Source organism: Nocardia sp. NPDC102475 (assembly GCF_055584605.1).
The window spans coordinates 246,132-268,872 of the sequence record NZ_JBVJLS010000009.1 but is presented as its reverse complement, the minus strand read 5'-3'; the positions used below and the strand labels follow the sequence as shown (position 1 = coordinate 268,872).

Genomic DNA, 22,741 nt, shown 5'->3' with positions numbered 1-22,741 from the left:
GAAGAGTTAAGTGCACCCGGCACCGGCAGCGCCACCGGAACCCGCCGTCGACACTGTGGATCGGAACAGCGTCGGGACCGTGCGTCGGGTTCCGGAGAGCCGGCACCCCCGAAAGGGTTTGGGGTACAAACCCGGTGCCGGGTACCGCTTCAGCGTGCACGTTGCGATTCGGTGCATAACAGAGCCGAATGCGATAAATGCGAGTAATTTCCGATTGAATCAGCCTGGTACGAGGGAGCGGGACCTATGGTTGAGGTCGACTGGACCGGCGAAGACGTACTCGCTCTTCGCGTGGCGATGAAGCGAAGTCGCTATGAGTTCGCACGCCTGGTGGGCGTCACCCCGCGCACCGTGATCTTGTGGGAGAACGGCCGGACAACCCGGATGCATGCCGCAAGCAGGCGTTTGCTCGATCGAGTGCTCTCGGAGGCCGATTCGGTCGTCGCTGCGCGATTCGAGCGCGCGATCGCGGGCCCGACTGCCGCCCGCGATACCGAAGACACGAGCGCGGCGCTCGATCGGATACAGCTCGGTAGGGACATCGGGCTCGACAAGGAAGTCGAGGATGACGACGTGAGAAGGCGATTGCTATTGGCCTGCATCGGCGCGGGCCTGGCCGGTCAGGCGGCCGATATGGTCGCGAGCGAACCGGAGAAGATGCTCGCCACCCTGGACGCGGGCTCGATGAGCGAACGGCGGCTCGGCCTGCTCGAGCAATCCGTCGAGGCCCTCGGCACCCGCGTCGTGCAGGTGCCGCCGCACGAGTTGCTGCAGGCCACGCTCGACCAATTCCGCGCGGTCCGCGGCTGTCTCGCGGAGCGGCAGGCGACCCATCATCAAATCCGACTGGTCCGTACGGCGGGTCGCCTGGCGAATGTCGTCGGCGAAATTCTGTTCAATGAGGGCCATTTCGGTCAGGCCCGATTGTGGTACACCACCGCAATTCACGCCGCCCAGGACATCGGCGATCGCTTTTCCGAGGACATCGCACTGGCTGGATTGTCGTATTTACCAACCTATAGCGATAATCCGAAGGAAGTTTTGAACCTGCTCAGCCCGCGCCTCGAAGAAAATCCGGGCAACGGTCCGGCGGCGGCCTGGTTGTGGGGAATGGCGGCCCGCGCGCACGCGAGCCTCGGCAATTTCGACGGCTTCGCCCGCTGCATCTCGAGGTCGGAGCAGGCGCTGGAAAATGTTCCCGCGGAACAACTCTCGATCGGCATCTTTTCCTTCCGCCCGGAGAAGCTCGCCTTCTATCAAGCCATCGGCTACTCGCGATTGGGCCGCACCGAGCAGACCGCCCTGGCATCCGAGCGAGCTATCGGGCTCTACGACCCGAGCGAGACCATGGAACCCGCACTGGTCCGGTTCGAACACGCCACCGCGTTGCTGGCCTCGGGTGAAGTGGACGAGGCCTGCGCGGTGGCGACCCGCGCGATCACCAATGGCCACACCTACGTCGGCCTCACCGTCACCAAACGCGCCAAACAATTCGATACCGCGCTGTCGGGGTTCCAGGGTCGCGCGGTCGCCGACTGGCGCGAGCAGGCCCGGATGGTCGTCGATACTCCGCGCACCCGGGCTTGAGGGAGTAGGGCGCACCGGTCGGCAGGGGGGATTACGGACCGGCGCGCCCCACCCATTCAGTTGGCCTCGGGCTGCATCGCGGCGATCAGCGAATTGGGACGCATATCCAGCCAGTGGGATTCGACGTACTTCAGGCAGGAGCGACGCGCGGCCGCGCCGTAGGCGATGGTCCAACCGCCGGGGACGGCGGCGAAGATCGGCCACAGGGAGTGCTGCCCCTCGGCATTGGTCAGGACGTAGAACTGGGCGTCATCGTCGTCGAATGGGTTGGTCATCTGGTCGGCCTTCCTGGTGGGAGAGTTCAGGCCCGGTCGGCGTGCGCCAAGACATTCGTCAGGACGTGGCCGATGCGGGCGAGGGCGGATTCGGAGGTCATGCGCCAGTGCGTGGCCTGGACGGCGTGGTTGTGCACAGTGCCGTCGACGGCGTCGGACCAGCCGGCCGCGCCGGTGGCCCCGGTGGGGTCGTCGAGTGCGGCGGTGAAGTAGACGAGATTGCCCTTGTAGGGCCGTGGGCGGTAGCGGGTGATGAGCTCCAGTGAGTGCGTGCCCGCGTCGAGGAGTCGGCCGAGCCGGTCGATTCCGAAGGATGCGAACGGCTCCGGAAGTTCGGCGATGCGCCGGGCGAGCCGGGTGCGATCGAGTTCGGTATCGGTGTCGTCGGCCTGTTCGCCGAGTAGTCCGCCGAGCAGATCGGCCACCGGCACCCTGGCCGTCTCGTCCACCGTGATGTGCAGCGGGCTGTCCATCATGGCCAGCAGCGCGACATGTTGGCCTTGGTCCTGTAATTGGTTCGCGACGGCGTGCGCGAGTACACCGCCGAGCGACCAGCCGAGCAGATGGTAAGGGCCCTCGGGTTGTACCGCGCGGATTTCGCGGACGTAGTGACCGGCCCAGTTCTCGATGGAATCCGGCAGCGCCGCATCCGAATTCAGTACCGGGGACTGGATGCCGTAGATGCCGCGTTCCGCATCGATATGTGCGGCCAGACCCGCGAACGACCAGGCGACACCGCCGACGGGATGGATGCAGAACAGCGGTTCGCGAGAACCTCCGGGGCGCAACGGCAGTAGGACATCGAAGGCCGCTTGCTCGTCGACGCGGCCGCGGCCGCAGCGGTGCAGTTCCAGTTGCGTGATCAGATCCGCGGGTGTCGGCGCGGCGAACAGCCATACCACCGGGACCTGTTCGGCGAGTGCGGTACTCAGCTCGGCTGCCAGCCGGGTAGCCAATAGTGAATTGCCGCCACGTTCGAAGAAGTTGTCGTCCAAGCCGATTCGCTCGACCTCCAGCGACTCGGCGAAGACGGTGCAGACCAGCAGCTCCAACTCGGTTTCCGGAGCACGGAATTCTCGGGTGCCCAACTCGGGTTCGGGGAGTGCGGTCCGGTCGACTTTTCCGTTGGCGTTGAGCGGCAAGGCATTCAGTTGGATCAGCACGGTCGGAACCAGGTAGCTCGGCAGGGTTTCGGTCAGTGCGGATTTCAGCGCGTTCGGGTCGATCGGCTCGGTGGCGGTGAAATACCCGACCAGCAGGTCACCACGATGGGCGATGGCGACGGCCTCGGCGACCGTCGGACGTGAGCGCAGGGCGTGCTCGATTTCGGCGAGTTCGATGCGGTAGCCGCGTACCTTCACCTGGAAGTCGCGGCGCTCCACATATTCGAGGTTGCCGTCCGCACCCCAGCGGACCATATCGCCGGTTCGATACATCCGGGTGCCGGGTACGCCGAATGGGTTGGCCACGAACCGTTCCGCGCTCAGGTCGGGCCTGCCGTGATAGCCGCGAGCCAGCTGCGCGCCGCCCAGGTACAGCTCACCGGTCACACCCGTCGGCACCGGATGCAGCCGGTCGTCGAGTACGTAGACCTGGTTTCCGGATTCCGGTGTGCCGATCGGGACGACCGTCTGGCGGATACCGCCGCCGGTGCGGAACCGGGCCACCGAGACCGCTGCCTCGGTGGGGCCGTATAGGTTATCGATCCTGGCGGCGGTGCGTGCGCCGATCCGGTCGACGGTCGCGGCGGGCAATGCCTCGCCGATGACGAGCAATCGCCGCAGCGATCTCGGCAGTCGCTGATCGCCGCGGACCTCGGCCAGCATGGCCAGCAGCGATGGCACCAGCGTCACCGTGGTGACCGACGCGCGTCGGATCAGATCCAGTACGCTCGCCGGATCACGTTGTGCGCCTTGTGGTGCCAGTACTACTCGGGCACCGGTGCGCAAGGCCCACCAGAACTCCCAGACCGAGAGATCGAAGGCGGCCGAGGTCATCAGCAACGTGGCGTCGTCGGCTTCGAGCGCGTATTCCGTTTGCAGCCAGGTCAATTGGTGTGCAACCGCAGCGTGCGGGACGGCGACGCCCTTCGGGGTTCCGGTCGATCCCGAGGTGAAGATGACATAGGCGGTGTGTGCGGGAGTCAGCGTGGACGGCCGCTCCTCAGCACGAATCGGACTGCTGTCGAGTACACCGGCGGCAACCGAGATATCCAGCACCACATCGTGATCCGCCACCGACTCGGGCAGCATCGGCCGATCGGCCGAGGTCAGCACCAGTGCCGGGTCGGCGGCGGCGAGTACGCTCGTGGTCCGGTCGAGCGGGTGGGCCGGATCGAGCGGGACATACGCGCCGCCCGCGGTCACCACCGCGTACATTGCGACCAGCAGGTCGACACTGCGCGGAATGGCCAGGGCCACCAGCGATTCCGGGCCGATGCCGCGGCCGATCAGCGCGCGGGCGAGGCGGTTCACCCGCGAGGCGAACTGGCCGTAGGTGACCGTTACGGCGTCATCGACAATCGCTACCGCATCGGGCGTCTCGACGACCTGTTTTTCGAAGGCGGCGATGAGGGTGGCGGGGGTGAATTCGTGTTCGGCCCGATTCCAGGACACCAGCATCCGGTCGCGTTCGGCGGTGTCCAGTAGCGCCAGATCTCCGACCGGCAACTGCGGTTCGGCGCAGATGGCGGCCAGCAGGCGCTGCAGTCGTCCGGCGAGACCGGCGACCGTGGCTTCATCGAACAGTGCGGTGGCATAGGTGATCGCTGCGGCCACGCCTGCCGCATTTCCATCCGGGCCGTAGCGATCGGTGACGACCAGATGCAGGTCGAATTGCGATACCTCGGAATCGAAATCGACTGCGATGGCGGTCGATCCGTCCAGTGCGAATTCCGCCTCGGCCTGGTTGTGGAAGGAGAAACCGACCTGGAACAGCGGATGCCGCGCGGTCGAGCGCTCCGGATTCAGCACCTCGACCAGCCGCTCGAACGGTACGTCGGCATTGGAGAAGGCGGCGACATCCGCGGCGCGCACCCGATCCAGGAGTTCGGCGAAGCCGGTAGCCGCGTCCACCTGGGTACGGAGCACGAGCGTATTGACGAACATGCCGACCACATCGTCGAGTTCGGCCGCACCACGGCCCGCGACGGGAGTACCGACGGCGATATCGGCGCTGCCGGACAGGCGGGCCAGCAGTACCGCGAAGGCGGCGTGCAGGACCATGAACAGTGTCGCCCCGGTGTTCCGGCCCAAATCCACCAATCGCGCCTGCATGTCGGCGTCGATGGTGAAATCGACATGCCGGCCGCGGGTGGAGACGATGGCGGGTCGGGGGCGATCGGTGGGGAGGGTGAGTTGTGCGGGCAGTCCGGTGAGGGTTTGGGTCCAGAACCCGAGTTGCTGGGAGATCAGCGAATCCGGATCGTCCTCGCTGCCGAGCAGATCCCGTTGCCAGCGGCTGAAATCCGCGTATTGCACCGGTAGTGGGATCCACTCCGGCGGGATGCCGTGCTTACGTGCGGCGTAGGCGGTCATCACGTCACGTGCCAGCGGTGCGAGTGACGAGCCGTCCGCGGCGATGTGGTGTACGACCACGACCAGCACGTGCTCACCGAGAGCTGTCGAGCCTGCCACCGGACGGAACAGCCTGGCGCGCAATGGAACCGAGTCGGTGACATCGAATCCGCCGCCGACGAAATCCGCCACCGCGGACGTCAGATCGTCGACGGGCACCGGAATCGGGGCCAGCACCGGCACTCCCGCATCGGCCATCGGCAGAACAACCTGTACCGGGCCGCTTTCGTGCTGCGGGTAGACGGTGCGCAGCACCTCGTGGCGTTCGACCACGTCGGTGATGGCGGCATCGAGTGCTGTGATGTCGAGATCGCCGATGAGCCGCACTGCCAGTGGGATGTTGTAGGCGGTGGACTGGCGGTCGAGGCGGTTGAGGAACCACATGCGCTGCTGTGCCAGCGAAAGCGGGATCGGATCGGTGTCGGTGCGCCGGGTCAGTGCCGGACGGGCACACGTCGCAGCGGTGTCGAGAGCGGCGGCCAAGGCCGATACGGTCGGGTTCTCGAAGACAAGTCGCACGCCGACCGAGGTGTCCGATCGAGCGCCCAGTCGTGCGGCCAATTGTGTTGCGGTCAGGGAGTTTCCGCCGACGGCAAAGAAGTCGTCATCGAGGCCGACCGCTGCCAGGCCGAGTACCTCGGCGAAGATCTCGGCCACGATCCGCTCGGCGGCCGTCTCCGGTGCGCGGAAGGTCGCGGTACGGAACTCGGGTGCGGGCAGTGCCTTGCGGTCCAGCTTGCCGACCGGGGTCAGCGGGAGATCGTCGAGGACCATGATGGCGGCGGGCACCATATAGGCGGCCAGCGAGCGCGCGGCGAAAGCGGTGAGCTCGGCGGTGTCGATCGCTCGGTCGGCTACCACATACGCGACCAGCGAAACCGAACCTACGGCGTCGGTGTGCCCGATCGTCACCGCGAATTCGACGCTCTCATGGGCCGAGAGCACCGCGTCGATCTCACCGAGTTCGATGCGCAGACCGCGCACCTTCACCTGATGGTCGGCACGTCCGACGTACTGGATAGCGGCGGATGCGGTCCAGCGCACCAGATCACCGGTACGGTACAGCCGCCCGCCCGCTGGACCATAGGGATCGGCGACAAAACGTTCCGCCGTAAGTCCCGGCCGCGCGTGATATCCGCGAGCCAGACCCGGCCCGCGCAAGTACAGTTCGCCGGTCACCCCATCCGGGACGGGTTGCAATCGAGTATCGAGCACAACCGCGGACATGCCGTGAATGGTGGTGCCCAGATCGAATTCGCCGGGCCGCAGCGGCGCGCTGATATTGGTGATGATCGTGGTCTCGGTCGGGCCGTAAGTGTTGTGGAACGCCCGCCCGGTTCCCCAGCGTCGCACCACATCCGGGCCGTACGATTCGCCGCCGACAGTCAGGTGGGTGAGTTCGGGAAGTTCGTTCGGATCCAGTGTTTGCAGCACGGCCGGGGTGATGAAGGCGTGGGTCACCCGTTGATCCCGGATGAGCGCGGTCAACTCCGAGCCGCCGTAGACACCGGCGGGAGAGATCACCAGTGCGGCGCCGGCGGGCAGGGCCAGCAAGAGTTCGAGCATGGAGGCGTCGAAGCTGGGCGATGCCACGTGCAGGACGCGGGATGTCGCGGTGACCTGGTAGCGATCCCGCTGTGCACGCGCCACTCCCGCGAGGCCGCCGTGGGTGGCGATTACGCCCTTCGGGGTGCCGGTCGAACCCGAGGTGTAGATCATCCACGCGGGATCGGCCACGCGCACCGGACGGATCAGCTCATCGGGGGCAATGGGTGCCGCGCTCGAATGCCGCATGCGGGCCGCCGTGGCCGGTGCGTCGAGTACCAGCCATTCAGCGGTGCCGGGCAGCGCCGGGCGACACGCGGTGAGCGTAAGGCCCACGGCAGCAACAGAATCCGACAGCATGTGTGCGATTCGATCTGCCGGGTACGTCGGGTCGACGGGGACGAAGGCCGCTCCGGTCTTCGCCACCGCCCAGACGGCGAGGATGGATTCTACGGAGCGCGGGATGGCTACCGCGACGAAGTCCTCGGTGCCGATGCCGTGTCCGATCAGCATTCTGGCCAGGCGGGAGGAGTGCTCGTCCAGTGCGCGGTAGGTCAGCTCACGGTCGTCCGAAATCAGCGCGAGGGCATCGGGATTCATCCCCACGGCCGCGGCCATCAGTTCGGCGAGGGTATGCGGCTGCACCGGTTCATCGCCCCGTCTGGACAGCAGTTCGGTGCGTTCGGCCGGAGTGAGCACATCGACGGTGCCGATCGGCGCGGACGGATTCGCGGTGAGTGCGCCGATTACCCGACCGAACCGTCGAAGCAGTCCAGTGGCTGTGGTTTCGTCGAAAAGGTCTGTCGCGTAGTCGAGTTCGACTGCCAGGTGACCTTCGATGTCGAGTTCTGCCGCGACGGTGAACTGGAGATCGAATCGTGCGACCGGTTGATCGAATTCGACAGCCGTCAACTCCAGGCCGGGCAGCGTGAATTCCTCCGTGCCTGCATTCAGATAGCTCAGCGCCACGGTGAACAGCGGATGCTCGGACTGTGAGCGCTCGATGGCGAGTTCATCGACGACGCGCTCGAACGGCACGGTCGCATGGGCGAACGCGGCCAGATCGTTTGTTCTGGTCTCGTCGAGCAAATCGGTGAACGAACTGGCCGGGTCCGGATATGTGCGCAGCACCAGGGTGTTCACGAACATGCCGACCAGGTCGTCCAGCGCCGCCGCGCCGCGGCCCGCGACCGGGGTGCCGATGGTGATATCGCCTGAGCCCGACAGCCGGGCCAGCAATACGGCAAGTGCGGCGTGCACCACCATGAACGGTGTCGCGTTGTGCCGCGCGGCAAGTTCGTTGACGCGGGCGCCGACACCACCGCCGATGCGGGCGCGCACCGTGCCGCCACGCTTGGACGCGACAGCCGGGCGTGGCCGATCGGTGGACAATGCCAGTTCTTCCGGCAGATCCCGCAGCGCTTCGGTCCAGTAGGTGAGTTGTTCGGCGGCAACCGAATCCAGCTCGGCCGTCTGCCAGAGCGCGTAGTCGGCGTACTGTGCGGCGAGCTCCGGCCAGACCGGAGTCCCGCCGACGACTCGGGACAAATAGGCCGACAACAGGTCTCGCAGCAGTGGGCCCATCGAATAGCCGTCCGCCGCGATGTGGTGCAGCACGGCGACGAGCACATGGCTGGTCGCGTGCTCCCGCAGCAGTATCGCGCGCACCGGTGCCTCGGCGGTGATATCGAAGCCGGTGCCGAGGAACTCGGCGATGCGCTCGTCCACCGAGCCGGGGGTCTCGACCACGAGGGATACCGGGGCCGGTTCGGCGGGCAGGATCACCTGGTGTCCGATGCCGTTCGCATCGGCCGGAAATACCGTGCGCAGTGCCTCGTGGCGGGTGATCACATCCGTGAACGCGGCACACAGCGCCGCCTCGTCCAACTCGCCTGCGATGCGCACCGCGACCGGGATATTGTGGGCGGCCGAGTCCGGGTCGAGCCGGTTGAGGAACCACATGCCGCGCTGTACCGGCGCGAGCGGAATGCGCTCGGGGCGTGGCCCCGCGATGAGCGGTACGACCCGGTCATGTGCGTGCGCGGCCAGGCGTGCCGCGAAGGCGTGCACGGTAGGCGCCTCGAACAGCAACCGCACGGGCACCCGGCCGAGTCGCTCGCCGAGCCTGGCCAGGACCCGGGTGGCGATGAGTGAGTTGCCGCCGAGGTCGAAGAAGTTGTCGTCGGCACCGATCGGCGACCGCGCGAGTACGGCCTCGAATGCCTCGGCCACCAACCGTTCGGCCGGGGTGACCGGCGCACGGTAGGCGATACCGTCGAATACTGGCTCCGGCAGTGCCTTTCGATCCAATTTGCCGGAGGCGTTGAGCGGGAAGGCATCCAGTACGACGATCGCCGATGGGACCATGTACGACGGCAACGCATCCAATGCGGCCGCCAGAACTGCCGCGCGCACATCTTGTGCATCACTCACCACATAGCCGACGAGCCGGTCACCGACCACGTCGGCCGCGGCCTGCGAAACACCGGGCACCGCCGCGAGTACGGCCTCGATCTCGCCGAGCTCGATGCGCTGGCCACGGAACTTCACTTGGAAGTCGGTGCGGCCCAGGTACACGAGTTCCGGGGTGACGCCACTCGTGTCCCAGCGCACCAAGTCGCCGGTGCGGTACATGCGTTCGCCCGCAGGTCCGAATGGGTTCGCTACGAAGCGGTCCGCCGTCAGATCAGGCCTGCCGTGATAGCCGCGGGCGAGTTGAGTGCCCGCGAGATACAACTCCCCCGCGACCCCGGGCAGCGTCGGTCGCAGCCGGGAATCCAGCACGTACACGCGGCTGTTCCATTCCGGAGTGCCGATCGGCATGACGGTGCGTTCGATTTCACCGGTGACGTCGCGGTAGGTGATGCTCACCGCGGCCTCGGTCGGCCCGTACAGGTTGTGCAGGCGCGCGGAACTCACCGCACCGAAGGCACGGACGGTCTCGGCGGGCAGTGCTTCGCCGATCACGAATACCGTGCGCAATGTGTCGAGGTCGGCGGCGGTTTCGACATGTCTCGCGAACTCGCTCAACATCGATGGCACGAAATCGGTGACAGTTACGCCGTATTCGGCGATTGCTCCGGCGAGGTACCGAGGATCGCGGTGGCCGTCCGGAGCGGCCAGCACCAGCGTTGCGCCGATGCGCAGCGGCAGGAAGTAACCCCACAGTGAGACATCGAAGCTGGTCGCCGTCTTTTGCAGGTATACGTCTTCGGCGGCCAGCCGGTACTCGGACTGCATCCACGTCATCTGGTTGACGATCGCGGCGTGGGATACGCTGACGCCCTTGGGTTTTCCGGTCGAACCGGAGGTGAAGATCACGTAGGCCGGGTTTCGGGGGTGAATCGGCGCGGTCCGCTCGTTCACCGCGATCGGGTCGTCGGCGCAGTCGTCGAGCGGAACGGTATCGACACACACTGTCGCCCCGGCATATCCGAAGTCCTGACGATCACTCTCGGTGGTGAGCAGTGCGATAGGTGCGGCGGTGTCGATGATGTGGGCCATGCGCTGGGCAGGATGGTCCGGGTCGATCGGTACATAGGCGCCGCCCGCCTTGAGCACCGCATACATGGCGACCACGAGATCGGACGAACGCCGAATCGCCAATGCCACCAACGACTCCGGCCCGACACCGGTCGCGATCAGATATCGGGCCAGCTGGTTGGTCCTGCGATCCAACTCACCGTAAGTCATGGTGGTTTCGTCGAAGATCAAAGCCATATCGTCCGGTGTCGCGGCGGCCTGTTGCTCGAATTCGTCGAGCAGCATTTCCGCGACGAATGCGGTGTGCGCGGAGTCGTTCCACGCGGTCACCACCCGTTCCAGCTCACCGGTCTCGAACAGATCGATATCGCCGACCACCTGTTCCGGATGGTCGATCACCGCGCCGAGCAGGCGAATGAAGCGTGCGGCGAACGTCGCGACGGTCGACTCGTCGAACAGGTCGGTGGCGTAGGTGAAGCGCAGCGCATCGTCGGTGACGGTCAGTTGCAGATCGAATCGTGTTGTCTCGTAGTCGATTTCGCATTCGGCGACGGTGATGCCCGCCAGCTCCACCGATACGGGAGCGAGATTCTGGAAGAACAGCGCGACCTGGAACAGCGGATGCCGTGCCTCCGAGCGCGGCGGATCCAACACCTCGACCAGCCGCTCGAACGGCACATCGGCATTGGCGAAGGCATCCAGGTCACCGTCGCGGACGCGGCGCAGTGCGGCGGCGAAGGAGTCCGAGCCCGCCACCTCGGTACGCAGCACCAATGTGTTGACGAACATGCCGGCGAGGTCGTCGAGGGCGGCGGCACCGCGGCCCGCGATCGGCGCGCCGATGGCGATGTCATCCATGCCGGACAGTCGCGCGAGCAAGGTAGCCAGCGCGGCATGGACGACCATGAACGGGCTGACGTCGTATCGTCCGGCGATGGCGGCTATGCCGTCGCGGATCGCGGTATCGAGCCCGATGGTGGTGCTCGCGGCGGCATGGCCGGCAATGGCGGGACGTGGCCGATCCGAGGGCAGATCGAGCTGAGCGGGCAACCCGCCGAGTACGCGGCTCCAGTAGCGCAGTTGCTGTGCGGCTACCGATTCCGGATCGTCCTCGGCTCCGAGGATGTCGCGTTGCCAAAGGGCGTAATCCGCGTACTGCACACGCAGGTCTGTCCACGTCGGTGCGGTGCCGGTGGCCCGTGCCGCGTAAGCGGTGGCGATATCGCGCGCCAGCGGAGCCATCGAGAAGCCGTCCGCCGCAATGTGATGCACCACGATGGCGAGTAGGTGTTCGCGATCCGACAGGGTGACCAGCCCGATGCGCAGCGGTATTTCAGTAGTGACGTCGAAGGGTGTGGCAACCAGGTCCACCAGTGCCGACGAATCCAGCTCGAGGATTTCGGGCGTCGCGTCCAGAATCCGCTGGTAGCCGGTGCCGCCGACATCCGGATATACGGTGCGCAGGGTTTCATGGCGGGCGACGACATCGGCCAGCGCGGCGGCGAGCGCATCGGTGTCGAGATCTCCGGTGAGCCGGATCGCGGCCGGAATATTGTTCACCGTCTCGCCGGGATCGAAACGGTTGAGGAACCACATCCGCTGCTGTGCGGGCGAGAGCGGAATCAAGTCGGGGCGTGGGCGCGCGGTGAGCTCCGGACGACCGCCAGTGCCGGTGAGCGGGGCGGCTCGGGTGGCTATTCCGGCAACGGTCGGTGCCTCGAACACCATCCGCACGGGGACTTCGGCATCCAGCGCGGCACCGATCCGGGCGGCCAGCTGGGTGGCGATCAGTGAATTGCCGCCGAGGGCGAAGAAGTTGTCGTCGGCGCCGATTCGCTCGATGCCGAGCAGTTCGCCCATGATCTCGGCGACGGTCTGTTCGGTCGCCGTCGCGGGAGCTCGGTAGGTGGCGGTCTCGAATACGGGAGCGGGCAGCGCGGCGCGATCGAGCTTGCCGGAGGTATTGAGCGGGAGAGCATCGAGCACGACGAAGGCCGACGGAACCATATAGGCGGGCAGCGCGGCGTCCAGTTCCGCGCGCACGTCGTCGATATCGACCGCGGGATCGGCCACCAGGTAGGCGACCAACTGATCGCCGGCTCGCTCGTCGCTACGCACCACGACGACGGCCTGGCCGATGACATCCAGTGCGGTGAGCGCGGATTCGATCTCACCGAGCTCGATGCGCAACCCGCGCAGTTTCACCTGGAAGTCGGTGCGGCCCAGGTACTCCAGCTCGCCGCTCGCAGTCCACCGGACGAGGTCACCGGTGCGATACATCCGCTCCCCCACGCCGCCGAGGGGATTCGCGACGAAACGTTCAGCGGTCATTTGCGGCCGGCGTACATAGCCGAGCGCCAACTGCTCACCCGCGAGGTACAACTCACCGGGCACACCCACCGGCACCAGCCGCATCCGTGCATCCAGCACCAGCAATCGGGTGTTGAATACCGGCTTGCCGATCGGCACCGACTCCGCATCGGCATCGGTCACCTCGTGGAAGGTGACATCGACCGCGGCTTCGGTCGGCCCGTACAGATTGTGCACGCGGGCACCGGTCAGCTCACGGGCCCGCTGCGCGGTCGGTGCGGACAGCGCCTCACCTGAGGCGAATAGCGCTCGCAGCGTGACGCATTCGCGCGCACGGGGTTCCGCTAGGAATACCGCGAGCATCGAAGGCACGAAATGCGCGACGGTGATTCTTTCATCGCTGATCAACCGCGCCAGATAGGCCGGATCCCGGTGACCGTCCGGCCGCGCGAGCACCAATCGCGCTCCGATCTGCAACGGCCAGAAGAACTCCCAGACCGAGACATCGAAAGTCGCCGGGGTCTTCTGCAATACCGCGTCGTCGACGTGGAGCCCATACTCGGATTGCATCCACACCAGGCGGTTGACAATCGCGCCATGTGATACCGCGACGCCCTTGGGACGGCCGGTCGAACCAGAGGTGAAGATGACATACGCGGGGTGGTCCGGCAACAGCACGCCGAGACGATCCTTTGCGGTCAGCGGCGCGGGTGAGTATCTCGTCAGTTCCAGGCGATCGATCCGAACCTGGCGTGCCGCGACAGCTTCCAGATCAGTACCCGAGGTGAGCACCCACACCGGACGCGCTGTCTCGAGCACATATACGATCCGGTCGGCCGGATGGTCGGGATCGAGCGGCAGGTACGCGCCACCGGCGACAGTGACCGCGTACATGCCGACCACCAAGTCGAGCGAGCGCCGCATGCCGAGCGCGACAACCGAATCCGGGCCTACGCCATGCCCGACCAGCCATCGCGCCAGCCGATGGACCCGGCCCGCGAACTGGGCGTAGGACAGACTGCGCCCCTCGAACGTCACCGCGGTCGCGTCGGGTGCCCGCAGTACCTGTTCCTCGAACTGCGACACCAGAGTCTGTGACCGGTTTTTCGCGAACGAAGTGTCGTTCCAACGATTGAGCAGGGACAGCTCGTTCCGGTCCAGTAGCTCGATATCGCCGACACGTATGGCGGAATCGGCGGCGACCGCCTCGAGTAGGCGCACGAAGCGGGCCGCGAACGATTCGACTGTCGCCCGTTCGAACAGATCCGTCGCGTAGCGCATCACGGCACGCAGCGCGCCGTCGCCCTCCGCGAGTTCGAGCGCGAGGTCGAACTGGGCGATCTGATTGTCGATGGGATACGCGGCGACCTCGAGCCCGGGTAGGCGCAGCACCGTATCGTCACGGTGCTCGAAGGTGAGCAACGTCTGCACGATCGGCGAATGTGCTTGCGAACGTACCGGATTCAGCTCGTCCACCAGTCGCTCGAACGGCAAATCGGCATGTGCGAATGCTCGGACATCGGTGGCACGCACCCGAGCGAGCAGTTCGGCGAAGGTTGCCCCGGCCGCGACCTCGGTGCGCAAGACCAGCGTGTTGACGAACATGCCGACCAGATCATCCAGCGCCGCCTCGGCCCGGCCCGCGACGGGGGTGCCGATCGCGATATCGTCCGCGCGGGCCAGTCGGGCCAGCAGTGCCGCATAAGCCGCGTGCACCACCATGAACGACGACACCCCGTGTTTGCGCGCCAGATCCGCGATCGCGGCGGTCAGTTCCGAAGTTATGGCGAACTCGACCGCTGCACCGCGACCGGAGGCCACGGCGGGGCGCGGCCGATCAGCGGGCAATTCCAGCACCGGGGCGAGTCCGTCGAGTTCGGTGCGCCAATGCGCGATCTGGCGGGCCAGTACGGAGTCCGGATCGTCGGCCGAGCCGAGCACTTCGTGCTGCCACAGTGTGAAATCCGCGTACTGGACCGGCAGCGGCTGCCACTGCGGTGCCACACCTTCGGTGCGAGCGCTGTATGCCACCATCAGATCGCGCGCCAGGGGGGCAGTGGAGACACCGTCGGCGGCGATGTGGTGCACCACCACGACGAGCACATGATCGTCGGATGCGACCCGGAACAGCGTGGCACGCACCGGTATCCGGGTACGCAGATCGAACCCGATCCCGGCGACGCCGACAACCGCCGCGATTAGGTCGGATTCGCCGATATCGACCCGCCGCAGCTCCGAAGTCGATTCAGTCACCAGCTGCGCGGGACCGATGCTGTCCGCAGGAAACACGGTGCGCAGCGACTCGTGCCGGGTGACAACATCGCCCAGCGCGGCACGCAGCGCTGCTTCGTCCAACGCACCGGTCAGGCGGATGGTGATCGGAATGTTGTAGACGGCCGATTCCGGATCGAGCCGGTTCAACAGCCACATCCGAGTTTGGGCCAGCGACAACGGAATACGCTCCGGACGATGCTGTGCCACCAGCGCGGGCCGCACGACATCGGCGCGGGTCACCCGCAGTGCCAATTCGGCCACGGTCGGTGCTTCGAAGATCTCGCGCACGGTCAGCGCGCTGCCGAAAGCCGCGTTCGCTCGTGCCACGAGGCGCATGGCCAATAGTGAATTGCCACCGCGCGCGAAGAAATCGTCATCCGCGCCGATCCGCACGCCACCGATCAGGTCGGCTATCAGTGCGGCGAGCACCGATTCGGTGCCTTCCCGTGGTGCGCGGAATTCCGTTGCGGCACCGGCGACTTCGACCGCTGGAAGCGCCGCGCGATCGAGTTTGCCGACCGTGGTGAGCGGCATCTCGTCGAGCACAACCAGCTGCGCGGGCACCATGTATGCGGGCAGATACTCACGCACCTGCGCGAGCACCGCATCTGAGGACAGTTCCGCCCCACTGATGTAGCCGACCAGGCAGTCATAGCCCGAGGTGTCGCGCGTCGATATGACCGCGGCATTCGTCACGCCCGCCACCCCGGCCAGCGCCGATTCGATCTCCCCGAGTTCGATTCGCTGACCGCGCAACTTGATCTGGAAATCATTGCGGCCCAGATAGATCAGGTCGCCGCCGCGGTTCCAGCGCACCAGATCGCCGGTGCGGTACATCAACCGCCCGGGCACACCGAACGGATCGGCCACGAAGCGCTCGGCGGTCAGTCCGGCGCGTCCGTGGTAACCGCGCGCCAGTTGGTCGCCGGCGAGATACAGCTCGCCCGTGACACCGACCGGGACCGGGCGCAATCGTGCGTCCAGCACATAGGCACGGGTGTTCCAGCACGGACGTCCGATGGCGACATCATGGCCGGAATCGTCGTCGGTGAATTCGTGATAGATCGCCGAGATCGCCGCCTCGGTCGGGCCGTACGCGTTGTGCACCGCGCCGCCGGCATGTACGCGAATCGCCGCGAGCAGGTCCGGGGTGAGCGCCTCACCGCCGCAGTGCAGATGGCGAAAGGAGCGCAGCGCATCGCCCATGCCCTCACCGATGAGCGCCGCGAGTACCGATGGCACGTATTCGGCGATGGTGATGCCGTGTTCGCGCAGCAGTCCGGCGAAATACGCCAGGTCGAGGTGGCCGCTCGGACGGGCGATCACCAGCGGTGCACCGACCGCGATCGGCAGGAAACACTCCCACACCGAGACATCGAAGGTGAGCGGGGCGCGTTGCAGAATGCGGTCGGCGGCGGTGACGCCGTAGCGGAATTCGAGCCAGCGCAGCTGGTTCATGATGGCGCGGTGGGTGACCGCGACGCCCTTCGGCCGACCGGTCGAGCCGGACGTGAACAGCACGTATGCCGTATTGTCGCGGCGCAGTGGCGCTCTGGGGCTCGGCGCGGCGTCCAAACCGCTGAGATCGGTGAGATCGACGACCCGGATGTCACCGAGGTCGGGCAGTTCCGCGCCGCCGACGGCCAACACCAGAGCCGGTGCGGCACTATCGATCACCTGCGCGATCCGGTCGGCCGGATGAGTCGGATCCAATGGCAGATAGGCACCGCCCGCACGCACGATCGCGAATATGGCCACGAGCATGTCGGCAGAGCGCAGCGCGGCGAGTCCGACGATCGTCTCCGGACCAACGCCTGCCGAATTGAGCCAGCGCGCAAGGCGATTCACCTTGGCTTCGAGTTGCGCATAGGTCACGGAGGTGTCCTCGAAGATCACCGCAACGGCATCGGGTGTCGCGGCCACGCGGGCCGTCAGCAGATCATCGAGGGTCTCGGAAGGCAGTATCCGCGCGGTGGCATTGCGATCCGAAAGCAGTAGTCCGCGTTCGGCCACCGACATCAACTCGACATTGCCGACGAGGGTTCGCGTCTCACGCACCATGGCGCGTACTACCCGCTCGAAACCTGCCAGGAACCCGTCAACGGTTGCTTTGTCGAAGATGTCCAGTGCGTAGTGCAGATGCACATCAATGCCGTCGGGTGTGCCATCGGAGTCGTAGCGGTCGGTCAGCGTCCAGTCCAGATCCAGCTGGATCGGCGCGGGTCCGATATCGAGCGCGGCAATATTCAAACGGTGCAGCCGGAAGTCCGGCTTGGACTGGTTCTGCAATGTCATCGCCACCTGATACAGCGGCGCATGTGCCTGCGAGCGAACGGGATTCACCACATCGACGAGCTGTTCGAAGGGCACGACGGCGTGATCGAAGGCCGCCAGATCCGCTGTGCGGACGGTCGCCAAGAGCTCACCGAGCGTTGCGTCGGCGCGCACCTCGGTACGCAGCACCAACGTATTGACGAACATGCCGACGAGCTCGTCCAGGGCTTCGTCACCGCGCCCGGCGACCGGCGTACCGATGACGATGTCGTCGGCAGCGCTCAGGCGGCTCAGTAGTACCGCGAGCGCGGCGTGCAGCACCATGAACGGGGTGACCCGATGGGCGGGCGCCACATCCTGGATGCCCTGGTGCAATACCCGATCGAGACGGCCGGTGATGGCACCGCCTCGGTTCGAGGCGACCGCAGGGCGCGGCCGGTCCGTGGGCAACGTCGATACCTCGGGAACGCCCGCGAGCCGACCGGTCCAGTACCGCAGCTGATGGGCCAGCGGCGAACCCTTGTCATCGGCCCGGCCCAGAGCAGCGCGCTGCCAGATCGCGAAGTCCGCGTACTGCACGGCGAGCGGACTCCAGGACGGTGCGACGTCCGCACAGCGAGCCACATAGGCGGTAGCCAGATCCCTGGTCAGCGGCGCGAAAGACCAGCCGTCGGCGGCGATATGATGCACGACGAACAGCAGTACGTACACCTGTTGGCGGGACCTGCTGTCACCGTCGTCGATTCGGAGTAGCCGGACGCGCAACGGAACTTCGGCAGTGACATCGAATCCGGTCTGGGCCGCGGTGGCGACGAGTTCGGGTAACTCGGCTGTCGACACCGCACGAGCGACGAGTTCCACCAACTTGGTCCCGGCGGGCAGCACCACCTGCGTTGCGGCGCCGTCGTGTTCGGGATAGATGGTGCGCAGTGTCTCGTGCTTGGCGATGACATCGGCAATCGCACGTTCCAGTGCGGGCACATTCAGCACACCGGTGAGGCGCAGCGCGAAGGGGATGTTGTATCCGCCACTCGCGGAGTCGAATCGGTTCAGGAACCACATGCGCTGCTGGGCGATCGACAGCGGAATCGGCTCATTGCGATCCTGAACCGTCAACGGCGGCAGGGCCGCAGGTGCCACCTCCGGCTCGACCGTGATCCGACGCGCCAGCTCGCGCACTGTAGCGGCGTCGAAGATGGTGCGCACGGGTACATCCGCGCCGGTCGCCTTGGTCAGCCGGGCCGCGAGTTGGGTGGCGATGAGCGAATTGCCGCCGAGGGCGAAAAAGTCGTCATCCGCACCGACGGGGTCGATGCCGAGCAGCGCGGTGAACGTCTCGGCGACAAGGGCTTCCGCGAGATCGCTCGGCGCGCGGAATTCGGCAGCGGCAAAAGCTGGGGCGGGCAATGCTTTTCGATCGAGCTTGCCCGATGTCGTGATCGGGAATTCATCCAAAATCACAAAAGCCGACGGGACCATGTAGGCGGGCAGCCGCCGCGCGACTTCGGCTCGAACGCTATCGATATCGAGTTCACCGTCCGCCACCAGGTAGGCAACCAGTTGGTCGCCGTGGTCGTCGCGAACCACGACGACTGCCTGCGCGATCGCGGCAACCGACAGCAATACCGACTCGATCTCACCGAGTTCGATCCGCAGGCCGCGGACCTTCACCTGGAAGTCGGTGCGTCCGAGGAATTCCAGCACACCCCGCTGATCGGACGCCCGCCAGACGACCAGATCGCCGGTGCGATACATCCGGGCACCGGCCGGACCGAACGGATCGGCCACGAACCGCTCACCGGTCAGATCGGCCCGACCGAGATAGCCGCGGGCCAGCTGAGCTCCGGCCAGATACAGCTCCCCGGGTACACCGGCAGGCACCCGACGCAACCGCGCATCGAGCACATACGCACGGGTATTCCAGATCGGCCCGCCCATCGGCAGCGCACCGCTATCGGCATCGGTCACCTCGTATGCGCTGACCTCGACCGCCGTCTCGGTGGGCCCGTACAAGTTGTGCACCCGCGCGCCGGTAACCGCGCGTGCCCGCTGCGCGATGGTGGCGGGCAGCGCCTCGCCTGAGCAGAACACGTGCCGCAGGGTCGGCACATCGATATCGTCCGCGACGAAGAACGCGAGCATGGACGGTACGAAATGCGCGACCGTAATCGACTCGCGCCGAATCAGATCCGCCAGATACACCGGATCCTGATGACCATCCGGACGAGCCAGAACCAGCCGGGCACCGACCTGCAGCGGCCAGAAGAACTCCGGCACCGAAACATCGAAGGTCACCGGCGTCTTCTGCAGCAGCGCATCGGTGCCATCGAGCGCGACATGCGCCGACTGCATCCACAGCAGCCGGTTCACGATGCCGCGGTGGGGCATCGCAACCCCCTTGGGCCGACCCGTTGAGCCCGAGGTGAAGATGACATAGGCGGTATTGGCGGCCCGCAGCGGCGCACGCCGATCCACATCGGTCACCGGCGCGGCCGAATACTCGGAAAGGTCGAGTCGATCGATACGGACCTGCGTGGCAGCGATATCCAGATCCATACCCGAGGTCAGCACGCAGAGCGGAGCGGCGGTATCGAGGATGTGGCCGGTGCGTTCGGCCGGATGGTCCGGATCCAGCGGCACGTAGCCACCGCCCGCCACGGTGATGGCATACACACTCACCACGAGTTCGATTGAGCGCCGCATACCCAGTGCGACAAGCGAATCCGGACCAACGCCCTGCTCGATGAGCCAGCGTGCCAGCCGGTTCACCCGTCCGGCGAATTCGGCATAGGACAGGGTTGTCCCCTCGAAGGTGAGCGCGGGTGCCCCTGGAGTGCGCACCACTTGCTCAGCGAATAGCGAAGCGAGCGTTTGGGTTTCGTCGACAACGTGCGTCGTGTCGGTCCAGCGGTCCAATAACGACCGCTCGTCGGCAGCCAACAGCTCGATCTCGCCGATCCGGGTCTGCGGCACATCCGCCACAGTGACGAGCACCCGCCGAAAGCGACGGACGAACCCAGCGACGGTCGCCGCATCGAACAGATCGGTGGCATAGCGCAGGCTGCCGCTGAGCCCGTGATCACCGGCGCGTTCGTGCACCACCAGGTGCAGATCGAATTTCGCGGTGGGATCGAGCGATTCGAGCGGTTCCACGGTAAGCCACGGGACTTCGAGCGCCCGGCTGCCCGCGACGATGCGCGGTGCCGTACCGAAGCTGAACAGCACCTGGAACAGCGGGTGCGCTCCTGTGCTCCGATCCACGGCCATGGCATCGACCAGCCGCTCGAACGGCAGATCGGCGTTCGCGAAGGCAGCGAGGTCGGCATCGCGCACGCCCGCAAGGAGTTCGGTGAAGGTGGCTGCCGCATCGACCGGGGTGCGCAGAACCAAGGTGTTCACGAACATGCCGATGAGCGCGTCGAGTTGGCGTTCGCCGCGACCGCTGACGGGTGAGCCGATAACCACATCATCGGTGCCGCTCGATCTCGCAATCGTCGCCGCGAAGGCCGCGTGCACCACCATGAACAGCGTCGCACCGCTGCGATGTGCGAGTACGCGCAGGGCGGCGGCCAACGCGGGTTCTATCTCGAAATTCACGGCGGCACCGCGATTCGATGGCAGCGCGGGGCGTGGCCGGTCGGTCGCCAGCGCGAGTTGGGCCGGCATGCCATCGAGAGCGGCGCGCCAGAATCGCAACTGCTGGTATGCCGGATCGCCCGGCTCGTCCTCGGAACCGAGCAGCTCGCGATGCCAGAGGCTGTAATCCGCGTACTGCACCGGCAGCTCGCGCCAATCCGGCTTCCGGCTCGGCCCACCCGTCGCCCGACCACCACCCCTCACGGAATCGCTGCGCGATGCAGTACCTAATCTGGCCAGGTAGGCGTGCACCAGATCGGTGATCAGCGGTGTCATCGAAAGTGCGTCGGCCGCGATGTGATGAACGACGAAGACCAGCACGTATTCGTCGCCAGAAATGCCGCGCCGGTCGTCCACCCGATCGACGATCAATAGCGCGACACGCGACGGCAGTTCGGTGGTCACATCGAACCCGGCGGTGGTGATCGCGGTAATGGCGGCCGTCAGATCGGCACGTTCGACAGGTACCGGATCGAGAGTCAGGCCGATGCCGGCCGGTGTCAGAATCGACTGGTACGGACCGGATTCGCTGTCCGGGTAGATGGTGCGCAGGGATTCGTGCCTGGACAGCACATCGAGCACCGCACGCTCCAGCGCGGTGACATCGAGCCTGCCGGTGAGCCGGAGCACGACCGGGAGGTTGTACACACTGGCGGCGCGGTCCTGGGTTTCGATCCGGTTGAGAAACCACAGCCGCTGCTGGGCGGGCGAAAGCGGAATGCGTGCCGGGCGCTCGCGGCGCACCAGCGGACGCACGGACGCACCCGCCCTGCTGAGCTCGTCGACGGCGGCCGCGAATCCCTCGACCGTCGAGGCATCGAAAAGGGCGCGCACCGGGATGCGCGTGCCGATGGCCTCCCCCGCCCGCGCGGTGACCTGGGTGGCATCCAGCGAACTGCCGCCGAGCGCGAAGAAATCGTCATCGAGGCCGACTCGTTCCACTCGCAGTACCTCGGCGAATACCGCGGCGACCAGACGCTGTGCCGCGTTGGTCGGCGCTCGGAAGCTCTGTTGCCGCAGCACCGGCACCGGCAGCGCCTTGCGGTCCAGCTTGCCGCTGCTGTTGAGCGGGAATTCGGACAGCTCGACCAGCGCGGTCGGCACCATATATCCAGGAAGACGCCGGGCCAGCCCCGCCTTGACAGCCTCGAGATCCAAAACGCTGCCCGGCGTGCGAATCACGTACCCCGCGAGATAGTCGCCATCGATCAGCCGTACCGCGGCCTGACTCACCTCCGGCGCCACGAGTAGTGCCGTCTCGATCTCGGCGAGCTCGATGCGCTGACCGCGGAACTTCACCTGGAAGTCCATCCGGCCGAGGTAGACGAGTTCCCCATCGGCACTCCAGCGCACCAGATCCCCGGTGCGATACATTCGCGCACCCGCTCGGCCGAAAGGGTTGGCCACGAAGCGATCCGCGGTCAGATCGACCCGGCCGTGATAACCACGGGCCAGCTGGTCACCGGCCAGATACAGTTCGCCGGGTACCCCGATCGGTACCGGATGCAGTCGCGCATCCAGCACATAGACCTGGGAATTCCACTCCGGCTCGCCGATCGGCACCAGCTCGTCGTCGACCGTGACCTCGCGATAGGTAATGGATACGGCTGCCTCGGTCGGACCGTACAGATTGTGCAGCGCGGCATCGCTCACCGCGTGGAAGGCCGCGACGGTCTCCGGCGGCAAGGCCTCGCCGATGACGAAAACATCGCGCAGCGAATCGAGTTCGTTCGCTTGGGTATGGGCGGCGAAAACCGCGAGCATCGATGGCACGAAGTCGGT

At 66.2% G+C, this 22,741-nt stretch carries 3 protein-coding genes (1 of these 3 running past the window's edge); 1 reads left to right on the top strand and 2 read right to left on the bottom strand.

What is annotated here, in order from left to right:
* Positions 1 to 246 precede the first annotated feature (246 nt).
* Entirely contained in the window at positions 247 to 1,587 is a 1,341-nt protein-coding gene (locus ACZ60G_RS18895; RefSeq protein WP_465811344.1) for a helix-turn-helix domain-containing protein, read from the top strand.
* Between the two features lie 56 nt (positions 1,588 to 1,643).
* Here ACZ60G_RS18895 and ACZ60G_RS18890 read toward each other — a convergent pair whose 3' ends face one another.
* Together ACZ60G_RS18890 and ACZ60G_RS18885 are read right to left on the bottom strand one after the other, a co-directional pair.
* Entirely contained in the window at positions 1,644 to 1,862 is a 219-nt protein-coding gene (locus ACZ60G_RS18890) for an MbtH family protein (protein WP_465811343.1), read from the bottom strand.
* A 26-nt stretch (positions 1,863 to 1,888) separates the two neighbouring features.
* Positions 1,889 to 22,741 carry the 3' portion of a non-ribosomal peptide synthase/polyketide synthase gene (locus tag ACZ60G_RS18885; RefSeq protein WP_465811342.1) on the bottom strand. Its footprint extends 4,299 nt past the window's final position, so the window shows 20,853 of its 25,152 coding nt (coding positions 4,300-25,152); its start codon lies off the right edge, out of view — the gene reads right to left on this strand; its stop codon occupies positions 1,889 to 1,891.